Below are 19248 nucleotides of genomic sequence, written 5' to 3' on the forward strand. Positions count from 1 at the left end.
AATGCGCTGCAAAAATAAGTTTATTATAGGAAAGGGAAAAAGATAATATGACATGAGCCACATCCAACAAAAACAAACTATTATAAACGTGACAAAATTTACCTCATAAATGAATGAAAACCATCAACAAAAAAAGTCTAAGCTGATTATTCCTAAGTATCTTAGGTTACTAAAATCACCTTTAGAAATCTTCTGACCTTAAATAGGCGTTATTTACATAAAAATCTAACTTAAAAACAAAGCAAAGTGTTAACAGTGATTTCATATTAAATATACTTTCCTATTTTTACATATCGTTTTCACAAATTATGAGTAAATCTTTCGAGCGCTATCAACAACGCAAATTAATATCGAGCTATTTTTCAGTAGTTTTAAGTATAGGTCTTGTACTTTTTCTATTAGGAATATTAGGCTTATTGGTTTTAAATACTAAAAAACTAGCTGATCATTTTAAAGAACAGATTACTATCTCTGTCTTTTTAAAAGATAATGCAAAGCATGTAGAAATAGACCAGCTACAGAAAAGCTTAGTCATGGCAGAATACACCAAAGCCGCTACTTATGTTTCAAAAGAAGAAGCTGCAGCACAACACAGTGAAGATATTGGCGAGAACTTTCAAGATTTCTTAGGTTACAACCCATTAAAAAATTCTATAGACGTTCAGTTAAATGCAGATTTTGTAACCCCAGAATTGCTGGAAGAGATAGCTGCAGAAATTACTACCAAAGGTTATGTAGAAGAAGTTAGCTATGACAAACCTTTAATTGGCCTCTTAAATGAAAATGTAAAACGTATTAGTTTCTGGATTCTGGTAGCCAGTAGTATTTTTACGTTTATCGCTGTTTTATTAATCAATAGCTCTATTCGTTTATCTATCTACTCCAAGCGTTTCATTATTAAGACAATGCAAATGGTGGGCGCCACAAAGGTGTTTATCCGAAAGCCATTTATTTGGACCAATATTAAGTTAGGTGTCCTAGGAGCCGCATTAGCAATGCTTGCCTTGGCGGGTGTTTTATATTATGTGAATGAAAATTTTCCGGAATTAGGATTAATGGAAGACCCTACGATACTGGCTATTCTTTTTTCTAGTGTTTTTATATTAGGCTTGTTAATTTCACTTATTAGCACCTACTTTGCAACACAACGTTTTTTAAATTTAAGAACAGACGAATTATATTATTAAATTTGCAGCATGGCGTACAAAAGCAACAATACAAATCAAGATTCTAAAAAGGAATTTATTTTTCAGCATAAGAATTATATGTTCATGTTTATTGGCCTTGCCTTTATTGTAATAGGTTTTATATTAATGAGCGGTGGCGGTAGTGATGATCCAAATGTTTTTAACCCTGAAATTTATAGTTTTAGAAGAATCCGTTTGGCACCTACTTTAGTGCTTATTGGCCTAGGAATAGAAATCTATGCTATTTTGTTAAACCCTCATAAGAAAGACTAATTGGAAGTAATAGACGCAATAATCCTTGGTATAATTCAAGGATTAACAGAGTTTCTACCTGTTTCATCAAGTGGACATTTAGAATTAGGAAAAGCTATTTTAGGCGATCATTCTGTACCAGAAGAGAGTCTTTTGTTTACTGTGGTTCTCCATTTTGCTACGGCACTTAGTACCATCGTTGTTTTCAGAAAAGATATTTGGGAACTACTTCGTGGACTTTTTCAATTTAAATGGAACGACGAAACACAATTTTCTGTAAAAATTATTATTTCAATGTTGCCTGCGGTTTTCGTTGGTTTGTTTTTTGAAGAACAATTGGAAAGTTTTTTTGGAGGTAATGTTCGTTTTGTAGGGTACATGTTATTAGTGACTGCCGTACTTCTCTATTTTGCAGATAAAGCCAAAGACACGGATAAAAAAGTTAGTTTTAAAAATGCTTTTCTTGTAGGTATATCTCAAGCAATAGCAATGCTTCCCGGTATCTCTAGAAGTGGTGCTACTATTTCTACCTCTGTACTACTAGGTGTAGATAAAACTAAAGCAGCACGTTTTTCTTTCTTGATGGTAGTACCTTTAATTTTTGGTAAGATTTTTAAAGACCTATTAGGAGGAGAACTTACTTTTGACGGAGATAATAATGTTGCTATGGGTGCTGGCTTTATAGCCGCATTTGTTGCCGGATTAGGAGCCTGTACTTGGATGATTCAACTCGTTAAGAAAAGTAAGCTTTCTTATTTTTCTATCTACTGTTTCATTGTAGGTCTTATCGCCATCGCTTACGGATATTTTGGATAATACGCATTTAAAAATAGCTATTGAAAACTAAAGAACATTTCTTAGACGGACAAACACTTTTGATTGACAAACCATTAAATTGGTCTTCTTTTCAAGCGGTAAACTCTATAAAGTGGAGCATCCGAAGAAAGTTTGAGCTTAAAAAAATAAAAGTTGGTCACGCAGGTACTTTAGATCCTTTAGCAACAGGCTTACTGCTTATTTGCACCGGAAAATCTACCAAAACAATTAACGAACTACAAGGTCAGGCTAAAGAATACACAGGGACTATTACTTTAGGAGGCACAACACCTTCTTACGATCTAGAATCTGAAATAAATGAAACCTTTCCTACGGAACATATTACGGAAGCTATGATAATAGAAGCTACCCAACAGTTTTTAGGAGAAATAGAACAAGCACCTCCAATTTTTTCCGCATTGAAAAAAGATGGTAAACGTTTGTACGAATATGCAAGAGAAGGACTAGAAGTTGAAATAAAAAAACGCCTTATCACTATTCATGAGTTTGAAATTACGGGTATTGAAGCTACTGTAGTTTCCTTTAGAGTAGCGTGTAGCAAAGGAACCTATATCCGATCTCTAGCGCATGACTTTGGAATTGCCCTAAACTCTGGCGCACATTTATCATCACTTAGAAGAACCAAAATAGGCGATTACAACGTAGATAATGCAATAACCACAGAGGAATTTAACAAGCTATTGAATCCTGATGTTGAAGAAAATCTTTAGAAAAGGGACATTTTCATTGTTGTTCGTCGATTTTATAAAATAATATTCTAAAAAAGTGGTTATTAGGAATATGAGTTTAAATAAAAGTCAACTTTCATTACTAATCACATTTCTTTCCATGGCGATCATGGTGTTGGGTTTATACAACATACACTTGGGCGCTAAGGAAAAAGAAGAATACGTGGTGGAATTAGCTTTACTCGAAGAAGAACCCGAAGAACTTTTAGAAGAAGAGGAACAAGAACTACAAGACCAGGCAGAAGCAGAAGCTATCAAAAGTCATATGGCTTTTAATGAAACTGCAAAAGCTAGTTTTGGAAACCCTGAGCCTTTAAAAACATTAGATGAGTTAATGGAAGAAGCTGAAAACAGCTCTGATAACGACGAACCTAATGAGCTTCTAACCTCCGATTCTGGCCAATATGCCGCCAGTCTTAAAGAACTTAAGAAAAAGCGTCAAGAAGCAAAAGAATTATTAGGGGAACGCGAAGCTCAAAAAGATGTGCCCACCAATAATTTAGCAAAACGCAGAACTTCTATTTCCTATTCTTTAATAAACAGAAACCACTACAGTTTACCTGTACCTATTTACACGTGCATAGAAGGCGGTAAAATAGTAGTTAATATTGTTGTAGATAGTCAAGGTACCGTAACGGATGCTAACTTTAATAAAAGCAGCTCTAGCACTAGCAATGGCTGTTTAATAGACAATGCTTTAGAATATGCCTACAAAGCATCTTTCAACAAATCTACAAAAGCTAGCCAGAAAGGCACCATCACCTATTTATTCCAAGAGAAGGCCCGCTAACAAATCTTCCGCAGTATTTACTCCTTTATCTTTTGTATACCAAATTTGCAAATCTTGCTTAAATTCTGGAGTTAATGTCCCATGTGTATTTTTATATTCCGCAACCAATTGTGTTGCCTTTGAAGGTCTTGGACCCCACTCTGAAAACACTGTATTTGTGGCATCATCAATCATTAATAATTTAGGAATAGACAAAGTACCATTAGTCAAAAACTGATTCATCAGTGCTAAGTTCTCATCACGTAGAATAACTTTAAAATCAATATTAGAATTAAGACTTGCTAATTTATTCATGACAGGCATGGTTTGTGCCGCATCACCACACCAACTTTCTGTAAGCACCAACCAGGTTACTTTCTTATTTATCTTAGCTATACCCTCAATAATATCTTCAGAAAATTTAAGCGTTTTATCCAAACGTTTCATTCGCTTATCATTAAGCAGTGTATAATTTGCAAGTGCATCGTTCTGAACAGTTCCTGTAGACAACCCGTTAGCGACTAATGCCGAAACAGTAGCACGGTACTCCTGATAGCTTACCGCTTTTGGCAAACTAACGCTTAATAACTGAGAAATTTCTTGGGATGTTTTTTTGGTTTCTAAAATATTCATGACAGGTTTATTTGGGGTAAAATTAAATACTGAGTTTTACTAAAAAACTGAGTTACGTCATGTTTGTAGAAAAAATAAAAGAAAACTTACAAATGTCTCTTTTTAATCATTCCGCCTCTAGTATCATTTATACTATTCATCACCACAAAAGCCTTAGCATCTATTTTAGATATTTCTATATTTAGCCTACGTATTTCTAGTCTTGTAATAACGGTATAAATAACATCGTAATCATTTTGAGTGCCTTCTTTACTAAAACCACCTTTGGCTCTATATACTGTTAAACCTCTCCCTAATTTTTCAGAAATCATGACTCTTATTTCTTCACTCTTACCTGAGATTATGGTAACGCCAGTATATTCTTCAATACCATCTACCACAAAATCTAGTGTCTTGGAAGCAGACAAGTAGGTTAACATAGAGTACAAGGCTGTTTCAATAGATAAGAAATAGGCCGCTGCTAAAAAAATAACAATGTTGATTAAGATAATGATATCACCAATAGTTGTTCCTAGTTTTCTACTTAAAAAGATAGCCAATACCTCGGTACCATCTAATACTCCGCCACCACGGATAGATAAACCAATACCTGCCCCTAAGAAGAAACCACCAAAAACCGCAACCAAAAGTTTGTCTTGGGTAATTTCCGGAAAATGTACGGTAGATAGTACTAAGGCCAAACCTAAAATGGCAATTGTAGCCTTTACTGCAAAGGTTTTACCAATCACCTTATAGCCCATGATTAAAAAAGGAACGTTTACTACCAATATTAAAATAGGCAGTGGTAAAGCAAAAATTTCTGTAGCAAGCAAAGAAATACCTGTTGCCCCACCATCTATAAATTTATTTGGAAGCAAAAAACTTTCCAAACCAAAAGCTGCAGAAAAAATACCCACTAGAATAAAGAGCATATCCCTTAAGAATCCTTTAAAACCTACACGTAGTTTTCTAGATCTTTTTAGATAAGCCCCAGCATGGCCCAATAAACGGTATCCTTTTGTCTTACTATTTGGCATGTTGTAACGTTATAAATCTTCAGGATTTATTGCTAAGCTATTAAATAATTTGGCTTTAGTTACAAAGAATTTATTTTGAACAGAATTTTGTTTCAATTTAGATTCTATAAGTTTATTTTCTCTTGAATTGATTAAAAATAATGAGCTTTCGCCGAAGCTAAATTTACGCTCTTCTGCAGCCAATAAGGTCTCATAATTTTCTACCATATCTGCAATAAGGACATTCTGATTCTCAAAAGATGCCAACTCTCGGTACATGGCAATTACTTTGTTTCTAATAACAATTTCGGCATTATCCAATTCATACTTGGCATCTTGCAATTTAAATTTTGCCAATTTTAAATCCCCACGTTCCTTTCTTAGAAATAAGGGCAACTGAAAACGTATTCCCCCTTTGTAATAATCCGTTTGCAATGAATTCAAATACTCTGGTGTTTCGGTTAAAAAATTATATTCAATTTCTATTTTTGGCAATAATTTATTCGCCTTTAAATTTTTATCTACCCGTAACCCATCCATTTTATAGGTAAGAGATTTTAATTTAGGGTGATTTTCTATTGTAAAACTATCTAGGCGCACTCCATTAATTCCTAAAGTTTTATTGATATCTTCAGCTACATTTTCATCGGGAATAACATTTTCCTGAAGTTCAATAGGTACATTATCCAGCCATAAAAAGCTTGATAGTTCTAATGATTTCTGCATCAACCTTACTTTTGCTTGCTCTAAATTTAGCGCTCTATCTTGTAAGGTTATGGTAGCCTCTACAGTATCAATTGCTGCAATTTGCCCTGAAGACGCACTTTTTTTAACCCCGTCTAGGCGAATGCCTGCATTAGACAAGAAACTATCAAATATTATATTCTCATTATACGCCTGCAACCAATCAAAATAGGCCTTTGCAGCATCAAACAAAACTTGGTTTACCAAAATATCTCGGTCTGCTTTTGATTGTTCTCTAAAATACTTAGCTTTTTTCAATGTAGCCATCCTATCATTGATCCACAGTCCTTGCCCAATAGACATGCTCACACCAGCACTATACAGACCATCTTCGGGAACTGTGGCTTCTGGATTTAAGTACACACCTTCATTTTGTTCAAAAGCTCCTTTAAAATTAACCCCATACCAAGTAGGAATTTTAAACACGGCATTTAATTTGTCATAATACTCTGTGCCTTTGAATTGCTTTGTACCATAATCTACTTCAATTTTGGGATCAAAACCCCCTCTGGCTTTTAGCAGTTTTGCCTGCCCTACATCTAAAGTTAAAGCTGCTTGCTTAGCAACAGGGTGGTACTTTTTTACATACCCTAAATACTCCTTAAAGTTTAGCACCTCTACACCCAACTCTTGTGCACTTACACAAAAGCTAAAAAATAAAAGACTGTACAAAAAAACCTTTCTCATTACTTTTTATCCTTAGTTGTTTCTGATGTTGGCTGATAATAATTAGGCGGGAAGCCATTTAATTGACGCCAGAGTTCATACCAAATAGGCACATCTTCTAACAAGGCAATAGTACTTGCTCCTGATCCTACACGAATCTCATCTGGCCAGGCTTGGTCTTCAGGATCCTGAGCTAAGAGCACACGGTACTTTCCATTAGGGCTTATAAACGTTTCTACTGCCACTACGGTACCGCCGTACGTACCATAAGAGGCATTTGGCCAGCCGCTAAATACAATAGCAGGCCATCCATCAAACTCTATACGCACCTTTTCTCCTCTATGTATTAATGGCAAATCTAAAGGCTCAATAAAAATCTCTACAGCCTTATCATAGACCGAAGGCATAATGCCCACTAATTTATCGCCCTCTTTAAATGTTTCTCCAATACCCGCTTTGATTGCTTTGTTGATATAACCACTCTGTGGTGCTTTTATGTAATACATATCATTCCGCATTTCATAATTAGTAAATTGATTTTCTAGCTTGGTAACTTGAGCTTGAGAATCATACTGACCTGATTGCGCCGTATACATATCACTCTGTGCTTTAGAAATCTTATCTGTATATTCTGCTTGCACCCTACTTACTTCTACAGAAGCATTTAAAATCTCATTTCTACTGGCTAATAACTTATTCTCTTGAGAGATTAATTTAGCCTGTGTTTCTTGGAGTTTCAATCTTTTTGTCTCTACATCGGTAACCGCCTTAAGGCCCTCTTCTTGCAATTGCACAGTTCGATTATATTGACGCTCGGCAATTTCGAGATTGGTGGTAGCCGCCATTAAATCAATACTATCACTTTGTACTTTTAATTTTGATTGCAAGAGTTTATTCTTAGCCTGTTGCAATTTTAAACCCCGTTCTGTTGCTAACGCACCAATTTGGTTGTTTAAAGCTTTTACTTTCCCCTCATAAGAGACAACAGACATTTCTTTTGCCTTAATTTGATCTCCAGTACGTTCTACTAATTTAGGGTCAAAATATTCATTTTTTATTTCTGAAATAAATAGAATAGTATCTCCTTTGTGTACAAAATCTCCTTCTTGCACAAACCACTTTTCAATACGTCCTGGTATAGGTGATTGTATGGTTTGTGGGCGCTGATCTGGCCTTAAAGATGTTAGTGATCCTTTACCACGAACATTCTGCGTCCATGGTAGAAACAACACAATAACTCCAAATAAAGCAGACCCAATTAAAAATCTATTGAAATACTTGTAATGTCTCTTATGAAAAACGCGTCGTGTAGCCTTATAGATTCCAAGATCTACCTTTTTATTTAATACGTTATTAGATATATTAAGCATAATTCATTTTAATTAGTACTAACAATTTTCCCATCTTGAAGCGTAATCATTCTATCTACACGACTAAACCATTTAACATCGTGACTCACGACAACAACAGACCAAGGATTACTTTTATCGGTTAGAAAATCCATTATTTTAAGCGCTTCTATTTCATCCAATTGATCTAGAGGCTCTTTTAAAATTAATAATTTTGGTTTTCTTACAATGGCTCTTGCCAACACTATTTTCTTTGCCACATTATGGGGTATTTGCTGCCCCTCTGGGAATAAAATAGTATGAATACCTTTAGGCTGTTCTTTTACAAATTTGGTAAGTCCCGTATGCTCAATAGCCCAATACAAATCTTTTTGAGTAATTGCTTCATCACCAAAAGTGATGTTATCTAAAATAGTTCCTTCAAACGGACTTTCCTCTGTTAAAGATTGCCCCATAAAGTTTCTATAATGATTTGGCAGAATATTATCTAACGAAATATTATTCGCATAAACCGCACCTTCGGTTGGGTGAATTAATCCCGAGATTAATCGCAATAATGTTGTTTTTCCAGAACCATTTGCTCCCATTAAAAGCGTGGTGCTTCTAGGAATAAATGTTAAAGACACATCGTCTATTACCTTGTGTGTAGCGCCTTGAGGAATATAGCTCACTTCCGAAACCTCTATAGTTAATTCTGATGACGCCGTTAATGGAGTTTCACCATCTTGAGATTCCAATTCTTTATCTACCACTTGCCCTAACTTTTCAAGAGAGGTCAATAAATCATACACCGTTTCTAAACCTTTTATTAATTTTTCTACGGAGGTAATGACCAATAAAATAATAATTTCTGCCGCTACAAATTGCCCAATATTCATTTCTTGGTTCAGCACTAAGAGTCCTCCTATAAGCAGCAAACCAGCAGTTACCAAAACTTTAAAGCCTATCATTTGAATAAACTGAATGACCAAAATTCTAAAGTGACTTTCACGTGCATCTAGATATTCCCCCACCAAGGTATCATTCTTTCGCAAGGCATGATTGGTTTCTCCTGAAAGCTTAAAACTCACCAAAGATCTTGCTACCTCTTGAAGCCAGTGCGCCACTTTATACTTGTATTTAGATTCTGACAAACTAGTTTCCAACCCTTTTCTAGCGGTAAATTTAAATACAACATAGATAAGAATTAAAAGCAATAAGCCATACAGTATAAAGAATGGGTGATAAAAAGAAAGCAATAGAAGTCCGAAAATTATCTGCAACAATGCCGCAGGAAAATCTAACAAGACTTTCGCTAAAGATTTCTGAACGTTTATGGTATCAAAAAATCTATTGGCCAATTCTGGAGGATAATAATCCCTTAGTTCACTCATCTTAATTTTTGGAAAACGATAGGCAAACTCGAATGAAGCTCTCGTAAATATTTTTTGCTGCACATTCTCTATAATCCTAATTTGCATTAATTGTAGTAAACCCCCAAAGGCAACACCACCGGTTACCAGAACTACAAGAACAATCCAAGAGGTACTTATTTGTGCTCCTTGAATTAAATTGATGATAGCCTGAATCCCTAATGGAAGTGTTAAGTTTACGATACCTGCAAAAATTGCGTAATAGAATGTTTGTAGAATGTCTCGCTTATCAAGTTTTAATAATCCTATTAAACGTTGCCAAGCAGTAATTGCATTTTTAGCCATTTGTTGTTGGTGCTAGGGTTTTAAATACTAATTCTAAAAAATAGTTGGTTGGTGATTTGGGATCATGACAATCCGTAAGCGTCGGGAAATGATCCTTTAGAAAAAACTGATGTAAGGAACCTTCTAAAATAGTACTTGCCAAACTAGAAGAGTATCCATAATCTGGATTCACATTTTGTATCATGCTAGACAAACGTAAAATTAGACGTTTATAAATAATAAAATAACCATCTTTATTTTCCTCATCTACCTCTTTAGTTAAATATGATTTTGAGTATTCATTGATAACAATTTTACTTAGAACTACCTCATTAATATGTGAGAAATGAGAATCTTGTTCTATGGTTTTTGCTAACACCTCTATAGCTTTTTTAAGTTTCTCAGAAGGATCTCCGATACTATTCGTAGAAAATACCAACTGATACTCTAACCAGCCCCAATACCAAGAAGCCAAATACAGAAGTAGTTTGTGTTTGTTTTCAAAATACCTATATATAGAACTCTCGTTTGATTTGATTAATTCTCCCAATTTCTTAAAGGTAAATTTTTCAAAACCAATATCATGGATTAATAAAATACTATGTTCAATAATTTTTTTTCCTAATTCTGACGACTCAGGATCCTTAAGATAAATCTTGTTGTTTATGGCAATTTTAACCGATTGTAAAAGCTGGTCCATCTTGTTTAATTTAATTACACTTACGAATATAATAGTATTACTATCATATTGCAATAGTTTAACATTTTTTAACGAAAGTATAACTAATATTAAAAAATCTAATTTTTATTTTTGAGTCAATTATTTAGTATAAACTTAAAACCTAAAACATATGAAATCACTCTTAACTTTTATTTTTATGGCGATGTGTACAATAGGTGGACATAGTCAAGAAACAGCAACACACCTAGAAGAAGGTACCGTAGTAATACTCGCCAATCCTAATGGCGAAAACTACAAGCACATAGATTTTCCCAAGAAGAATATTATTATGAAGAAAGGTGCTATAGCAGATTTTAATAACTTAGTAGGCACAAAACTTGTTATTAAAGATTACAAGGCAACTAATGATCACAATCAAGTAGCATCATTAATGAGACAAGATGGCAAACCTTTTTTTAGATTCTTTTCTTCTGTCGATGCTAATATTGAACGAGCAATAGAAAGCGGAGAATTAAAAGTGTATTTAGAATAAATCGCATTTTGCCTTATTCCCTAAGAAATTTCTCCACTATCTTTAAGCTCTGTTAGTATACAAATACAAAAAGCGTTTAAATGGAGAAACAACGATGTGGATGGTGCCAAGGCGATGATTTATATGAAGCTTATCATGATCTAGAATGGGGAGTCCCTGTAAAAGATGATGATAAGCTTTTTGAATTTTTAATTCTAGAAACCTTCCAAGCCGGACTGAGCTGGATTACCATTCTACGAAAAAGAGAAAATTTCAGAAAGGCTTTTGACTCTTTTGATTATAAGAAAATTGCCAACTATGATCCTGCTAAGATTGAAGAGTTACTTCAAGACAAAGGTATTATACGAAACAAACTTAAAATAAACGCCACTATTTCTAATGCTGTTGCATATCAAAAAATACAAGAAGAGTTTGGTAGTTTTAGCGCTTACATCTGGAAATTTGTGCACCACAAACCCATTAAAAATTCCGTAGAAAACTATAAATTAGCACCTGCGAACACCCCATTATCTGATACTATTAGCAAAGACTTAAAAAAAAGGGGCTTTAAATTTGTAGGCAGTACCGTAATATACGCTCAAATGCAAGCTACGGGAATGGTAAATGATCACGAAACAACCTGTTTTAGATATAATGAAGTATAAAATTTTAATCCTAATCTTATTCTGTGGCTGTAACACTCTTTTGGCCCAAGTAAAACACGAGCGCGAATTTCGCATTAAGAAAAAAGAGTTTCCAAGTGCTGCGCATGACTTACTAAAAGATAAAGTTGTCGCTGCCAAAAAACTAAAATACTATAAAGAAGTAGATAGCTTAAAGATAAGCTACGAAGCCAAATTTAGAAAAGATAAATTGTGGTACAGTATAGAATTTAATGAAGAAGGGGATTTAGAAGATATTGAAATTAGCATAAAGGCAATTGATGTACCCAATGAAACCTATGAAGAAATCCAGAATTATCTAAGCACCAATTTTATCTCTTTTAAAATTAAAAAAATACAGCAACAGTATACCGCAAAAGATTCTATAGATGCAACATTTAAGAACGCTTTTCAGAATTTAATGTTACCCTCTGTAAACTATGAATTGGTTGTAGATGCGAAGAAAGAGAGAGGATATGAGCAATTTGAAATTCTTTTTAATGCTGAAGGAACCTTCCTTAAGATTAGAAAATCATTACCACCAAATTATGACCACGTCTTATATTAAATTTGGGCTCATTTTTTGCGCTTTATTTATTCTATCACCTAGTATTGCCCAGTCTGATTTTACAGGATACCTACAACCTCAAATTTCAGTAAACCATAAGATTTCTCCTCTTTATACTACCAATTTTTCGGTGAGTAATCGTACGTATTTCTATAAGGAAGACGCTCTTCAGCTACAAACAAGACAGGTTGATTTTGCTCATTTCTCCGATTTAAAAATAGCTACCAATAAAAGTATTGCACTAGGTGTACAATACCGTTTCAGAGCCCCTTTTGAAAAGGAAAAAGAAAATGAATTACGAATTACAGAACAGTACAATTACAAATTTAAACCAAACAACATCAGGTATGGCCTTAGGACCCGTATAGAACAACGTATATCTCCTTCCTTAACAACACATAGATTTAGAGGTAGACTCGCTGCGGATGTGCCGTTAAAAGGTGAAAAACTTGATATTGGCGAACCCTATCTTATTTTTTCTACAGAAAGTTTATTGAGTTTAGCTAGAACAAAAAAACCTAGCTACGATCAACGTTTTTCTTCCCAAATTGGTTATAAATTAAATTCTAACACAAAATTACAAGTAGGCTTAGAATACCGTTTAGAAGATTACAATAAACAACTAGCCCAGGTATTCTTTCTTAATTCCACCCTAGTATTTACTTTATAATCTTCAACGTCTAGTCTTATAAAAAAGCTACTAAGCTTAACACTTCTTCTCTATCAGGGTACTTATCCTTCAAGCGTATTACACTTTCTCGTGCGCCTTTACAATATAAAGAATCCAATGCGCAAGAACTCAGTAACACCTGTGTTAATTTATAATTTACAGCAAACTTCTCTGGAAATAACTCCTTGGCCTTTCTATATTGAAAAATGGCATTAGCAACCTTTTGTTGTTGCAACCAAATAGCAGCATCACTCATGTAAAAATTATAGTGCTTGAGATTAGTTGCAGTTTCTAATTTTAAATTGTTTGCTTGAATTGCATTTTCATTTGCAAAAAACATTGAGGTTACATAAGCAAACAAGAGTAACAATGGCACGAAAACCGCCGTAGATAACAGGATATTTTTTTGTCTGTCTTGCTTTCTATTCTGAAGTACTTGCTGTCTTGTTTCACGAAACTGCGCTGCACTCATTTTTTTTAACAAAACACTACTTCCTGCTACTTTACTATATTCTTTTTTTGTAGTAGTAAATGTTCGGGCAGAATTAAACCTATTGGTTTTACGCAATAATTTAATATTAGTACGATACACCTGAGCCATTCCTGCACCACTACCTCCACCAAACATAAAATTACCTTTATATGTTAGTAGCAAATGCCTCTAGAATGTTACATTTTTGACTTACTTCAAAAATTTGATAAAATCTGATCTAGAAATTTCTTCCGCACCCAAACTTTCTAGATGAGCCGTATAAACTTGGCAGTCTATAAGTTTATACTCTCTAGAAATAAGCTCTTCTGCCAAACTAATAAAAGCAAATTTAGACGCATTACTTACCAAACTGAACATACTTTCACCACAAAAAACATGGCCTAAATCTATCCCATATAAACCACCCACCAGAGTATCATTTTCCCAAACTTCATAGGAATGAGCTACACCTTCCTCATGGAGCTTCAGGTAGGCTTCTTTCATCTTTTCTGTGATCCAGGTGCCGTCTTGGTCTTTTCTTTCAACCATAGAACAATACGCTAATACTGTTTTAAAATCTACATTTTTAGTTAAGGTAAATTGGCGATCTTTAATCACCTTACGCATGCTTTTGGAAATTTTTATTTTATGAGGAAACAATACCATTCGGGGATCTGGACTCCACCACAAAATCAGAGAATCCTCATTAAACCAAGGAAAAATTCCACTATTATAAGCCAATAATAGCCGTTCGGGAGAAAGATCTCCTCCAACAGCAAGCATACCTTCGTGGTTAGCCTCTGAAACATCAGGAAAAATTAATTCCTCTGAAAGAAAAACCATAGGCTTGTAGTTTAGTTCTTTATTCAATTTTTTTTGACCTCAAAATACGTCAAAGTCTATAAAAAACAAAAGACCTGTTTAGTAAAAAACTAAACAGGTCTTCTCTTCAATTATGTATTAATTTAAAAAGGTAAATCGTCGTGATCTTCTTCATTTAAATCATCTGCTGGCTGAAAAGAATCCATTGGTGGTGCTGGAGGTATACCTGCACTGCTATTAGAAGCTTGTGGCTGAGCACTTTCAATTCTCCAACCCTGAATAGAGTTAAAGTATTTTGTTTCTCCTTGTGGATTAACCCACTCTCTACCACGTAAATTAATTCCAATTTTAATAGGCTGTCCAACACTTACACTGTTCAATAAGTCACACTTATCTTGAACAAACTCTACCATAATATGTTGCGGATATTGTTCTTCTGTAGTAACGACAATTTCTCTTTTTCTAAATCCGTTATTTCCAAAGGTTTGAGTTTCCCCAACCATTTTCACTTTTCCTTCTACTTCCATTTTCTCTTAATTTGATAATAATACTTTCCAAGCGGAAAGTACGTCATTTTTATGTAAATATTCCTGTGCTTTACTATGAATTAATTTTTTATCATCAGCACTAATGATCACTCGCAGCTCTACATTTGAAGCTAAAAACTCTTGAACTTCTTTTTCTGTAGGTAACATCTCCACATTTCCTAACATCCCTAAATCATTCCCCGTTAATACGGTACTAGAACGAATTTCCGCAGGTATGGCATCAATCCCTATTCCCAATGAAGACAATGGCTTAGGCACCTCAAACAAACCCTCATTTGCTCTGCTGTACCAATTACCTCCCATTCTAGCTACAAGATCTATTTTTCGCTGATCAATACTTCCATTTTCGTCTAAAATTGCCTTATCCACATGAACTTTAACAACTTCAGAAAAAATTAAATTCCCTGCCCCTCCATTTTCACCTAAGGCCTCTACTTTAATAACCTTGCATTCAAATTGAACAGGAGATTCGGCTACTCTAAATGGCGCAACTACTTCGGAAGCTAACATGGTTAGCCCTGCTTTTTTAAATTCATTTTCTCCTTCTGGATATTCTGTACTAGAAAGAGACATTTGTTGTACCATATCAAAATTCACCACATTGATAACCACTTCTTTGGTCTTCAAGCAATTCTCTAAAGTATGTTTCGTGGTATTATCACGAACTCTACGTGCAGGAGAAAAAATTAATATCGGCGGATTAGCACTAAACACATTAAAAAAACTAAATGGCGATAAATTAGGTCTTCCATTCTCATCCAATGTACTCGCAAAGGCAATGGGTCTAGGGCCTACAGCCCCTAACAAATAGCCATGTAATTTTGCAGTGGTAACCTCATCCGGAAGTATAGAAATCATTTCTCGCATAGTCGTGCAAAAATACATAAAATAGGTTCAAAAATGAAAATAACAACTTATCAAATAGATAGAATAATTTTTCACATTTTACGTTATATTGTGAGCACTATAAGCAATTGTTTGAATGAACTTCAGTCCTGAAAAGAAAACTATAACAATAATCTTACAAATAACCTCTTTTGTTATTGTAAGTCTAATTCTTTGGAATACAAATAGTTTCTTTAAAAAATTTAAAGAAGAAGAACGCAACAAGGTAGAAATCTGGGCCAGCGCCTTAGTAGAACTACAAGCATTACCCGCAGATGCAGACCCCGGAAATTTACCCTTAAAAATATTTCAAAATAACACGACCACACCAATGATTTTGGTGAATAGAGATGGCGCTATAAAAGTGAGTAATATGCCAAAAGAAATTGCAGCAGACACCTCCTTCATTCAGAAAAAAATAAAAAAATTTGAAGGTGAAAACACGCCTATAAAAATAGATTATAAAGGTGAAGAATTAGCCACCTTATACTATGGCAATTCTGATGTATTAAACAAGTTAAAATATTACCCTATAGCCCTTCTTCTAATTATATTTCTTTTTGGAGCCGTAATTTATTTCTTTTTCAAAACCAATAAATCATCTGAGCAAAATAAACTTTGGGCAGGTATGGCGAAAGAAACAGCACATCAGATAGGCACACCCTTAACCTCGTTACTCGGGTGGAACGAACTCTTGAAAGCAGAAAATATAAATCCGAATATTACGGAAGAAATAGAAAAGGATATTTCTAGGCTAGAAACAATTACGGAACGATTCTCTAAAATAGGTTCCCTTCCAATTTTAGCAGAGCAGGATATTGTTACGGAAACAAAAAATGCTTTTGATTACCTAAAACTAAGAAGCTCTAAATTGATTCATTTTTCATTTAACAGCAAAGCAGATTACCTCCCAGTACTTTTAAATAAATCATTATTTCAATGGACGATTGAAAATTTGGTTAAAAACGGGATCGATGCGATGCGTGGCAAAGGCAGTATTAGTGTTGAAATTTTAAAGGAAGGCAATCATGCCGTAATTTTAGTGTCTGATACGGGACACGGAATTTTGAAAAGAGATTTTAACACCATATTCAACCCTGGATTTACTTCTAAAAAAAGAGGCTGGGGCTTAGGCTTATCATTAGTAAAACGCATTGTAGAAGAATACCACAAAGGAAAAATAAAAGTACTTACCTCTAGCAAAGAGGGTACCGTAATGAAAATTACTTTTAAATTAAATTCGTAAGCTATGGCAGAGATAAAATTAGAAGTTATAAAAGAAGCAGCATTAACAAACAATTGTCCTGAATGTTTTAATCAAGGCTTAAAATTGTCTTTTTTTCAAAAGCATTCTTATGGAAAATTTATTCACAAAACCACCAATGAAGTAACTTCTGAATTGGAATGTAAAAAATGTGGTACCAAAATATACCCTGTAACTTGGACCCCTGATATAGAACGCGTTTTTGAATATTACCAAAAAATGGCAATTCCACAAAAGAGCGCCATAAAATTCACGGGACTATTTTATATTATAGCCTTAGTATTAATTGCCATTGTTGGTATTGGAGTATACTTTTTACTACAAGGTAGTTTCCTTCAGTAAAAACTAAACCAGTATCTAATAATGGAAGTGATTAAGCTAATTCAGCTTTTATTTTTTCGGCAATTGCTATAAACTCTTCTTCTGAGAATTTCACTTTATGCTGAAAAGTAGCATCTTTCATTTCATTAAGCGGAATTAAATGCACGTGAACATGTGGCACTTCTAAACCAATAACGGTCATACCTACACGCTTACAATCAATAGCACTTTCAAGAGCCTGCCCAACTTTTTTAGAGAAAGCCATTAAGCCCATATAGGTAGCATCATCCAGATCCATGATCTTATTTACCTCTTTCTTAGGGATACACAAGGTATGCCCCTTTGCATTTGGATTGATATCTAGGAAGGCAAAAAAATCTTCGTTTTCTGCTATTTTATAACAAGGAATTTCCCCATTGATAATTTTTGTAAAGATACTAGCCACGGTAGTGTATGATTTAAATAATTGAAGGATTTATTATTAGCTTATTAATGCCACTCCAGAACATTTTTAGTGTAGTGGTGGGCTTTTCTATAAACTCTGAAAGTAAAAGTAAATTATTGGCATAGCTCTTAACTTCTGCATCTTCACCAGAGCTAGCATTTATATCTGCAAATGCCATATTCCAATCTGGAAAAAATCGTTGATCTTTTCGTCCTTCATATAGTACATGTACATTTAGATGCCTATCATCTTTCGAAATTTTAGAAAACACCTCTTTAACATGTGTTTCTTTTCCTTCTAAAATTTGAATAAAATGGTTGTTATAAAAAACCAAACATCCGGTGATGTTATGAAGTTCATTGGTTTTAATAGCAATATCCCTAATCGCTAAAATATCTGCTTTAGTAAGCTCTGAAATTGCCACCGATTTATATGTTAACTCAAACATTAGACTTGTACATTTATCAATTTACAATGCGTTTGAAAACCGATTTTAATTCAATTTATTAAAATTTTGTCAATTATGACCTAGTGATTTCTAAAATTTCCAATTTTAAAACACCGTTAGGAATTGTTATTTCCGCAGATTCCCCCACTTTTTTACCTAATAAACCTTTCCCAATTGGAGAGTTTACAGATATTTTTCCTGTCTTTAAATCAGCCTCACTTTCAGCAACCAATGTGTATTTCATCTCCATACCATTATTTTGATTTTTCAACTTCACTGTTGATAGTACCAAAACTTTAGAAGTGTCTAATTGAGATTCATCTATTAAACGCGCATTGGCATACGTTTCTTCAAGCTTAGAAATTCTAAGCTCCAACAAACCTTGTGCTTCTTTTGCTGCATCATATTCTGCATTCTCAGATAAATCACCTTTATCTCGAGCTTCTGCTATATCCCTTGATGCCTTCGGACGTTCTATATCTTTTAGCTGATTAAGTTCGTCTCTCAACTTTTTTAATCCTTCTGGTGTATAATATGATTTGTTACTCATAACTAAGCGTTTTATAAAATAAGAAAATCCTCTTTTTTATAGAGGATTTAAGACAAATATACATTTTTTTTGTTCAACTTTGTTTCTGTATTCTTAAAATACAAGTATGTTATGCAAAGAATTTTAGCTTTTTTTTTATTGATATTACTATTTGCTTGTGACACGGATACCTCCGACAGAAATCCCTATTTACAAGAGATAGGATTTAGATTTGATATTAACACTAATTTACCATTATACAGTGATTTAACCAATGAAGGAAGCGCCATTTATATTGGTAATTCTCAGGCAGGAACAAGAGGTATTTTTGTAATCAAAACCTTATCTGCTTTTGCTGGCTACAGAGCTTTTGAGGCTAGCTGCCCTAACCATACCCCAAGCAATTGCTCCACAATGACCTTAGATACCAGCAGAAACTCTGTTACTTGTGAATGTGACGAGTACAATTACAGTTTATTTACTGGTCAATTATTAACGAAACTTGATGATGATCAAAGATTCTACAATATGTTAGAGTATCGTGTTTCTGCAGGAAATGGCGTAATCTCCGTTACTAATTAAGTT

The 19248-nt window shown here is 34.2% G+C and carries 25 protein-coding genes; 12 read left to right on the forward strand and 13 right to left on the reverse strand.

Annotated elements, in window-relative coordinates; all coding sequences use genetic code 11:
- Positions 1–308 precede the first annotated feature (308 nt).
- From BLQ19_RS10725 to BLQ19_RS10745, 5 genes are all read left to right on the forward strand, one after another.
- Positions 309–1187 (forward strand): cell division protein FtsX, encoded by an 879-nt coding sequence (locus tag BLQ19_RS10725; RefSeq protein ID WP_074538344.1) that lies wholly within the window; start codon positions 309–311, stop codon positions 1185–1187.
- A gap of 9 nt (positions 1188–1196) precedes the next feature.
- A complete protein-coding gene (locus BLQ19_RS10730; protein ID WP_025613853.1) occupies positions 1197–1460 on the forward strand; it encodes a DUF3098 domain-containing protein in 264 nt (87 codons plus the stop codon).
- On the forward strand, positions 1461–2255 hold the full coding sequence (locus BLQ19_RS10735; RefSeq protein ID WP_024479117.1) for an undecaprenyl-diphosphate phosphatase: 795 nt from the start codon (positions 1461–1463) through the stop codon (positions 2253–2255).
- 20 nt (positions 2256–2275) lie between these two features.
- Positions 2276–2986: a tRNA pseudouridine(55) synthase TruB gene (truB, locus tag BLQ19_RS10740; RefSeq protein WP_074538345.1), complete on the forward strand. Its 711-nt coding sequence runs from the start codon at positions 2276–2278 to the stop codon at positions 2984–2986.
- Positions 2987–3056: 70 nt separating this feature from the next.
- Positions 3057–3794, forward strand: a complete 738-nt coding sequence (locus tag BLQ19_RS10745) for an energy transducer TonB family protein (RefSeq protein WP_029445035.1) — start codon at positions 3057–3059, stop codon at positions 3792–3794.
- Here BLQ19_RS10745 and BLQ19_RS10750 read toward each other — a convergent pair.
- The 6 genes from BLQ19_RS10750 to BLQ19_RS10775 form a co-directional block, all read right to left on the reverse strand.
- A complete protein-coding gene (locus tag BLQ19_RS10750) occupies positions 3771–4406 on the reverse strand; it encodes a thioredoxin family protein (RefSeq protein ID WP_074538346.1) in 636 nt (211 codons plus the stop codon). The genes BLQ19_RS10745 and BLQ19_RS10750 overlap by 24 nt on opposite strands.
- Positions 4407–4492: 86 nt before the next feature.
- Positions 4493–5422 (reverse strand): YitT family protein, encoded by a 930-nt coding sequence (locus tag BLQ19_RS10755; RefSeq protein ID WP_074538347.1) that lies wholly within the window; start codon positions 5420–5422, stop codon positions 4493–4495.
- A 9-nt stretch (positions 5423–5431) separates the two neighbouring features.
- Entirely contained in the window at positions 5432–6832 is a 1401-nt protein-coding gene (locus BLQ19_RS10760; protein ID WP_025613859.1) for a TolC family protein, read from the reverse strand.
- Positions 6832–8181 carry an HlyD family secretion protein gene (locus BLQ19_RS10765; RefSeq protein WP_074538348.1) on the reverse strand — a complete coding sequence of 450 codons (1350 nt, stop codon included), beginning with the start codon at positions 8179–8181 and terminating at the stop codon, positions 6832–6834. Before BLQ19_RS10765 ends, BLQ19_RS10760 begins: the two co-directional genes overlap by 1 nt.
- 8 nt (positions 8182–8189) lie before the next feature.
- Positions 8190–9857, reverse strand: a complete 1668-nt coding sequence (locus tag BLQ19_RS10770) for a peptidase domain-containing ABC transporter (RefSeq protein WP_074538349.1) — start codon at positions 9855–9857, stop codon at positions 8190–8192.
- Entirely contained in the window at positions 9850–10536 is a 687-nt protein-coding gene (locus BLQ19_RS10775; protein WP_025613860.1) for a TetR/AcrR family transcriptional regulator, read from the reverse strand. Before BLQ19_RS10775 ends, BLQ19_RS10770 begins: the two co-directional genes overlap by 8 nt.
- 151 nt (positions 10537–10687) lie before the next feature.
- Between BLQ19_RS10775 and BLQ19_RS10780 the strand changes: the two genes are divergently transcribed.
- The 4 genes from BLQ19_RS10780 to BLQ19_RS10795 all read left to right on the forward strand — a co-directional run bounded on the left by BLQ19_RS10780 (position 10688) and on the right by BLQ19_RS10795 (position 12929).
- Positions 10688–11050 carry a hypothetical protein gene (locus tag BLQ19_RS10780; RefSeq protein ID WP_038507859.1) on the forward strand — a complete coding sequence of 121 codons (363 nt, stop codon included), beginning with the start codon at positions 10688–10690 and terminating at the stop codon, positions 11048–11050.
- Between the two features lie 80 nt (positions 11051–11130).
- Entirely contained in the window at positions 11131–11694 is a 564-nt protein-coding gene (locus tag BLQ19_RS10785) for a DNA-3-methyladenine glycosylase I (RefSeq protein ID WP_074538350.1), read from the forward strand.
- Positions 11684–12259: a hypothetical protein gene (locus tag BLQ19_RS10790; RefSeq protein WP_074538351.1), complete on the forward strand. Its 576-nt coding sequence runs from the start codon at positions 11684–11686 to the stop codon at positions 12257–12259. The genes BLQ19_RS10785 and BLQ19_RS10790 overlap by 11 nt, the downstream gene beginning before the upstream one ends.
- Positions 12240–12929 carry a DUF2490 domain-containing protein gene (locus tag BLQ19_RS10795; protein ID WP_024479129.1) on the forward strand — a complete coding sequence of 230 codons (690 nt, stop codon included), beginning with the start codon at positions 12240–12242 and terminating at the stop codon, positions 12927–12929. Before BLQ19_RS10790 ends, BLQ19_RS10795 begins: the two co-directional genes overlap by 20 nt.
- 16 nt (positions 12930–12945) lie before the next feature.
- On the opposite strand, the gene BLQ19_RS10800 is transcribed toward BLQ19_RS10795, so the two are convergent.
- The 4 genes from BLQ19_RS10800 to BLQ19_RS10815 all read right to left on the reverse strand — a co-directional run bounded on the left by BLQ19_RS10800 (position 12946) and on the right by BLQ19_RS10815 (position 15629).
- Entirely contained in the window at positions 12946–13557 is a 612-nt protein-coding gene (locus BLQ19_RS10800) for a hypothetical protein (protein ID WP_074538352.1), read from the reverse strand.
- A gap of 54 nt (positions 13558–13611) precedes the next feature.
- Positions 13612–14244: a leucyl/phenylalanyl-tRNA--protein transferase gene (aat, locus tag BLQ19_RS10805; protein ID WP_074538353.1), complete on the reverse strand. Its 633-nt coding sequence runs from the start codon at positions 14242–14244 to the stop codon at positions 13612–13614.
- 122 nt (positions 14245–14366) lie between these two features.
- Positions 14367–14750 carry a DUF3127 domain-containing protein gene (locus BLQ19_RS10810; RefSeq protein ID WP_024479132.1) on the reverse strand — a complete coding sequence of 128 codons (384 nt, stop codon included), beginning with the start codon at positions 14748–14750 and terminating at the stop codon, positions 14367–14369.
- Positions 14751–14756: 6 nt separating this feature from the next.
- On the reverse strand, positions 14757–15629 hold the full coding sequence (locus BLQ19_RS10815; RefSeq protein ID WP_024479133.1) for a flavin reductase family protein: 873 nt from the start codon (positions 15627–15629) through the stop codon (positions 14757–14759).
- A gap of 124 nt (positions 15630–15753) precedes the next feature.
- Here BLQ19_RS10815 and BLQ19_RS10820 point away from each other — a divergent pair, with 124 nt between their 5' ends.
- Entirely contained in the window at positions 15754–16902 is a 1149-nt protein-coding gene (locus BLQ19_RS10820) for a sensor histidine kinase (protein WP_024479134.1), read from the forward strand.
- A gap of 3 nt (positions 16903–16905) precedes the next feature.
- Positions 16906–17262 carry a hypothetical protein gene (locus tag BLQ19_RS10825; protein WP_024479135.1) on the forward strand — a complete coding sequence of 119 codons (357 nt, stop codon included), beginning with the start codon at positions 16906–16908 and terminating at the stop codon, positions 17260–17262.
- Positions 17263–17293: 31 nt separating this feature from the next.
- Here the strand turns inward: BLQ19_RS10825 and BLQ19_RS10830 are convergent, their stop codons facing one another.
- The 3 genes from BLQ19_RS10830 to greA form a co-directional block, all read right to left on the reverse strand.
- Positions 17294–17686 (reverse strand): HIT family protein, encoded by a 393-nt coding sequence (locus tag BLQ19_RS10830; protein WP_024479136.1) that lies wholly within the window; start codon positions 17684–17686, stop codon positions 17294–17296.
- Between the two features lie 13 nt (positions 17687–17699).
- A complete protein-coding gene (locus BLQ19_RS10835; protein WP_024479137.1) occupies positions 17700–18134 on the reverse strand; it encodes a BLUF domain-containing protein in 435 nt (144 codons plus the stop codon).
- Positions 18135–18207: 73 nt separating this feature from the next.
- A complete protein-coding gene (gene greA, locus BLQ19_RS10840) occupies positions 18208–18684 on the reverse strand; it encodes a transcription elongation factor GreA (RefSeq protein ID WP_024479138.1) in 477 nt (158 codons plus the stop codon).
- A 111-nt stretch (positions 18685–18795) separates the two neighbouring features.
- Between greA and BLQ19_RS10845 the strand changes: the two genes are divergently transcribed.
- The gene (locus BLQ19_RS10845) at positions 18796–19245 is read left to right on the forward strand and encodes a hypothetical protein (RefSeq protein WP_024479139.1); all 450 of its coding nucleotides are present in this window, start codon (positions 18796–18798) and stop codon (positions 19243–19245) included.
- Positions 19246–19248: the final 3 nt, after the last annotated feature.

The sequence above is a fragment of the Cellulophaga baltica genome, from assembly GCF_900102165.1.
GTDB lineage: Bacteria > Bacteroidota > Bacteroidia > Flavobacteriales > Flavobacteriaceae > Cellulophaga > Cellulophaga baltica.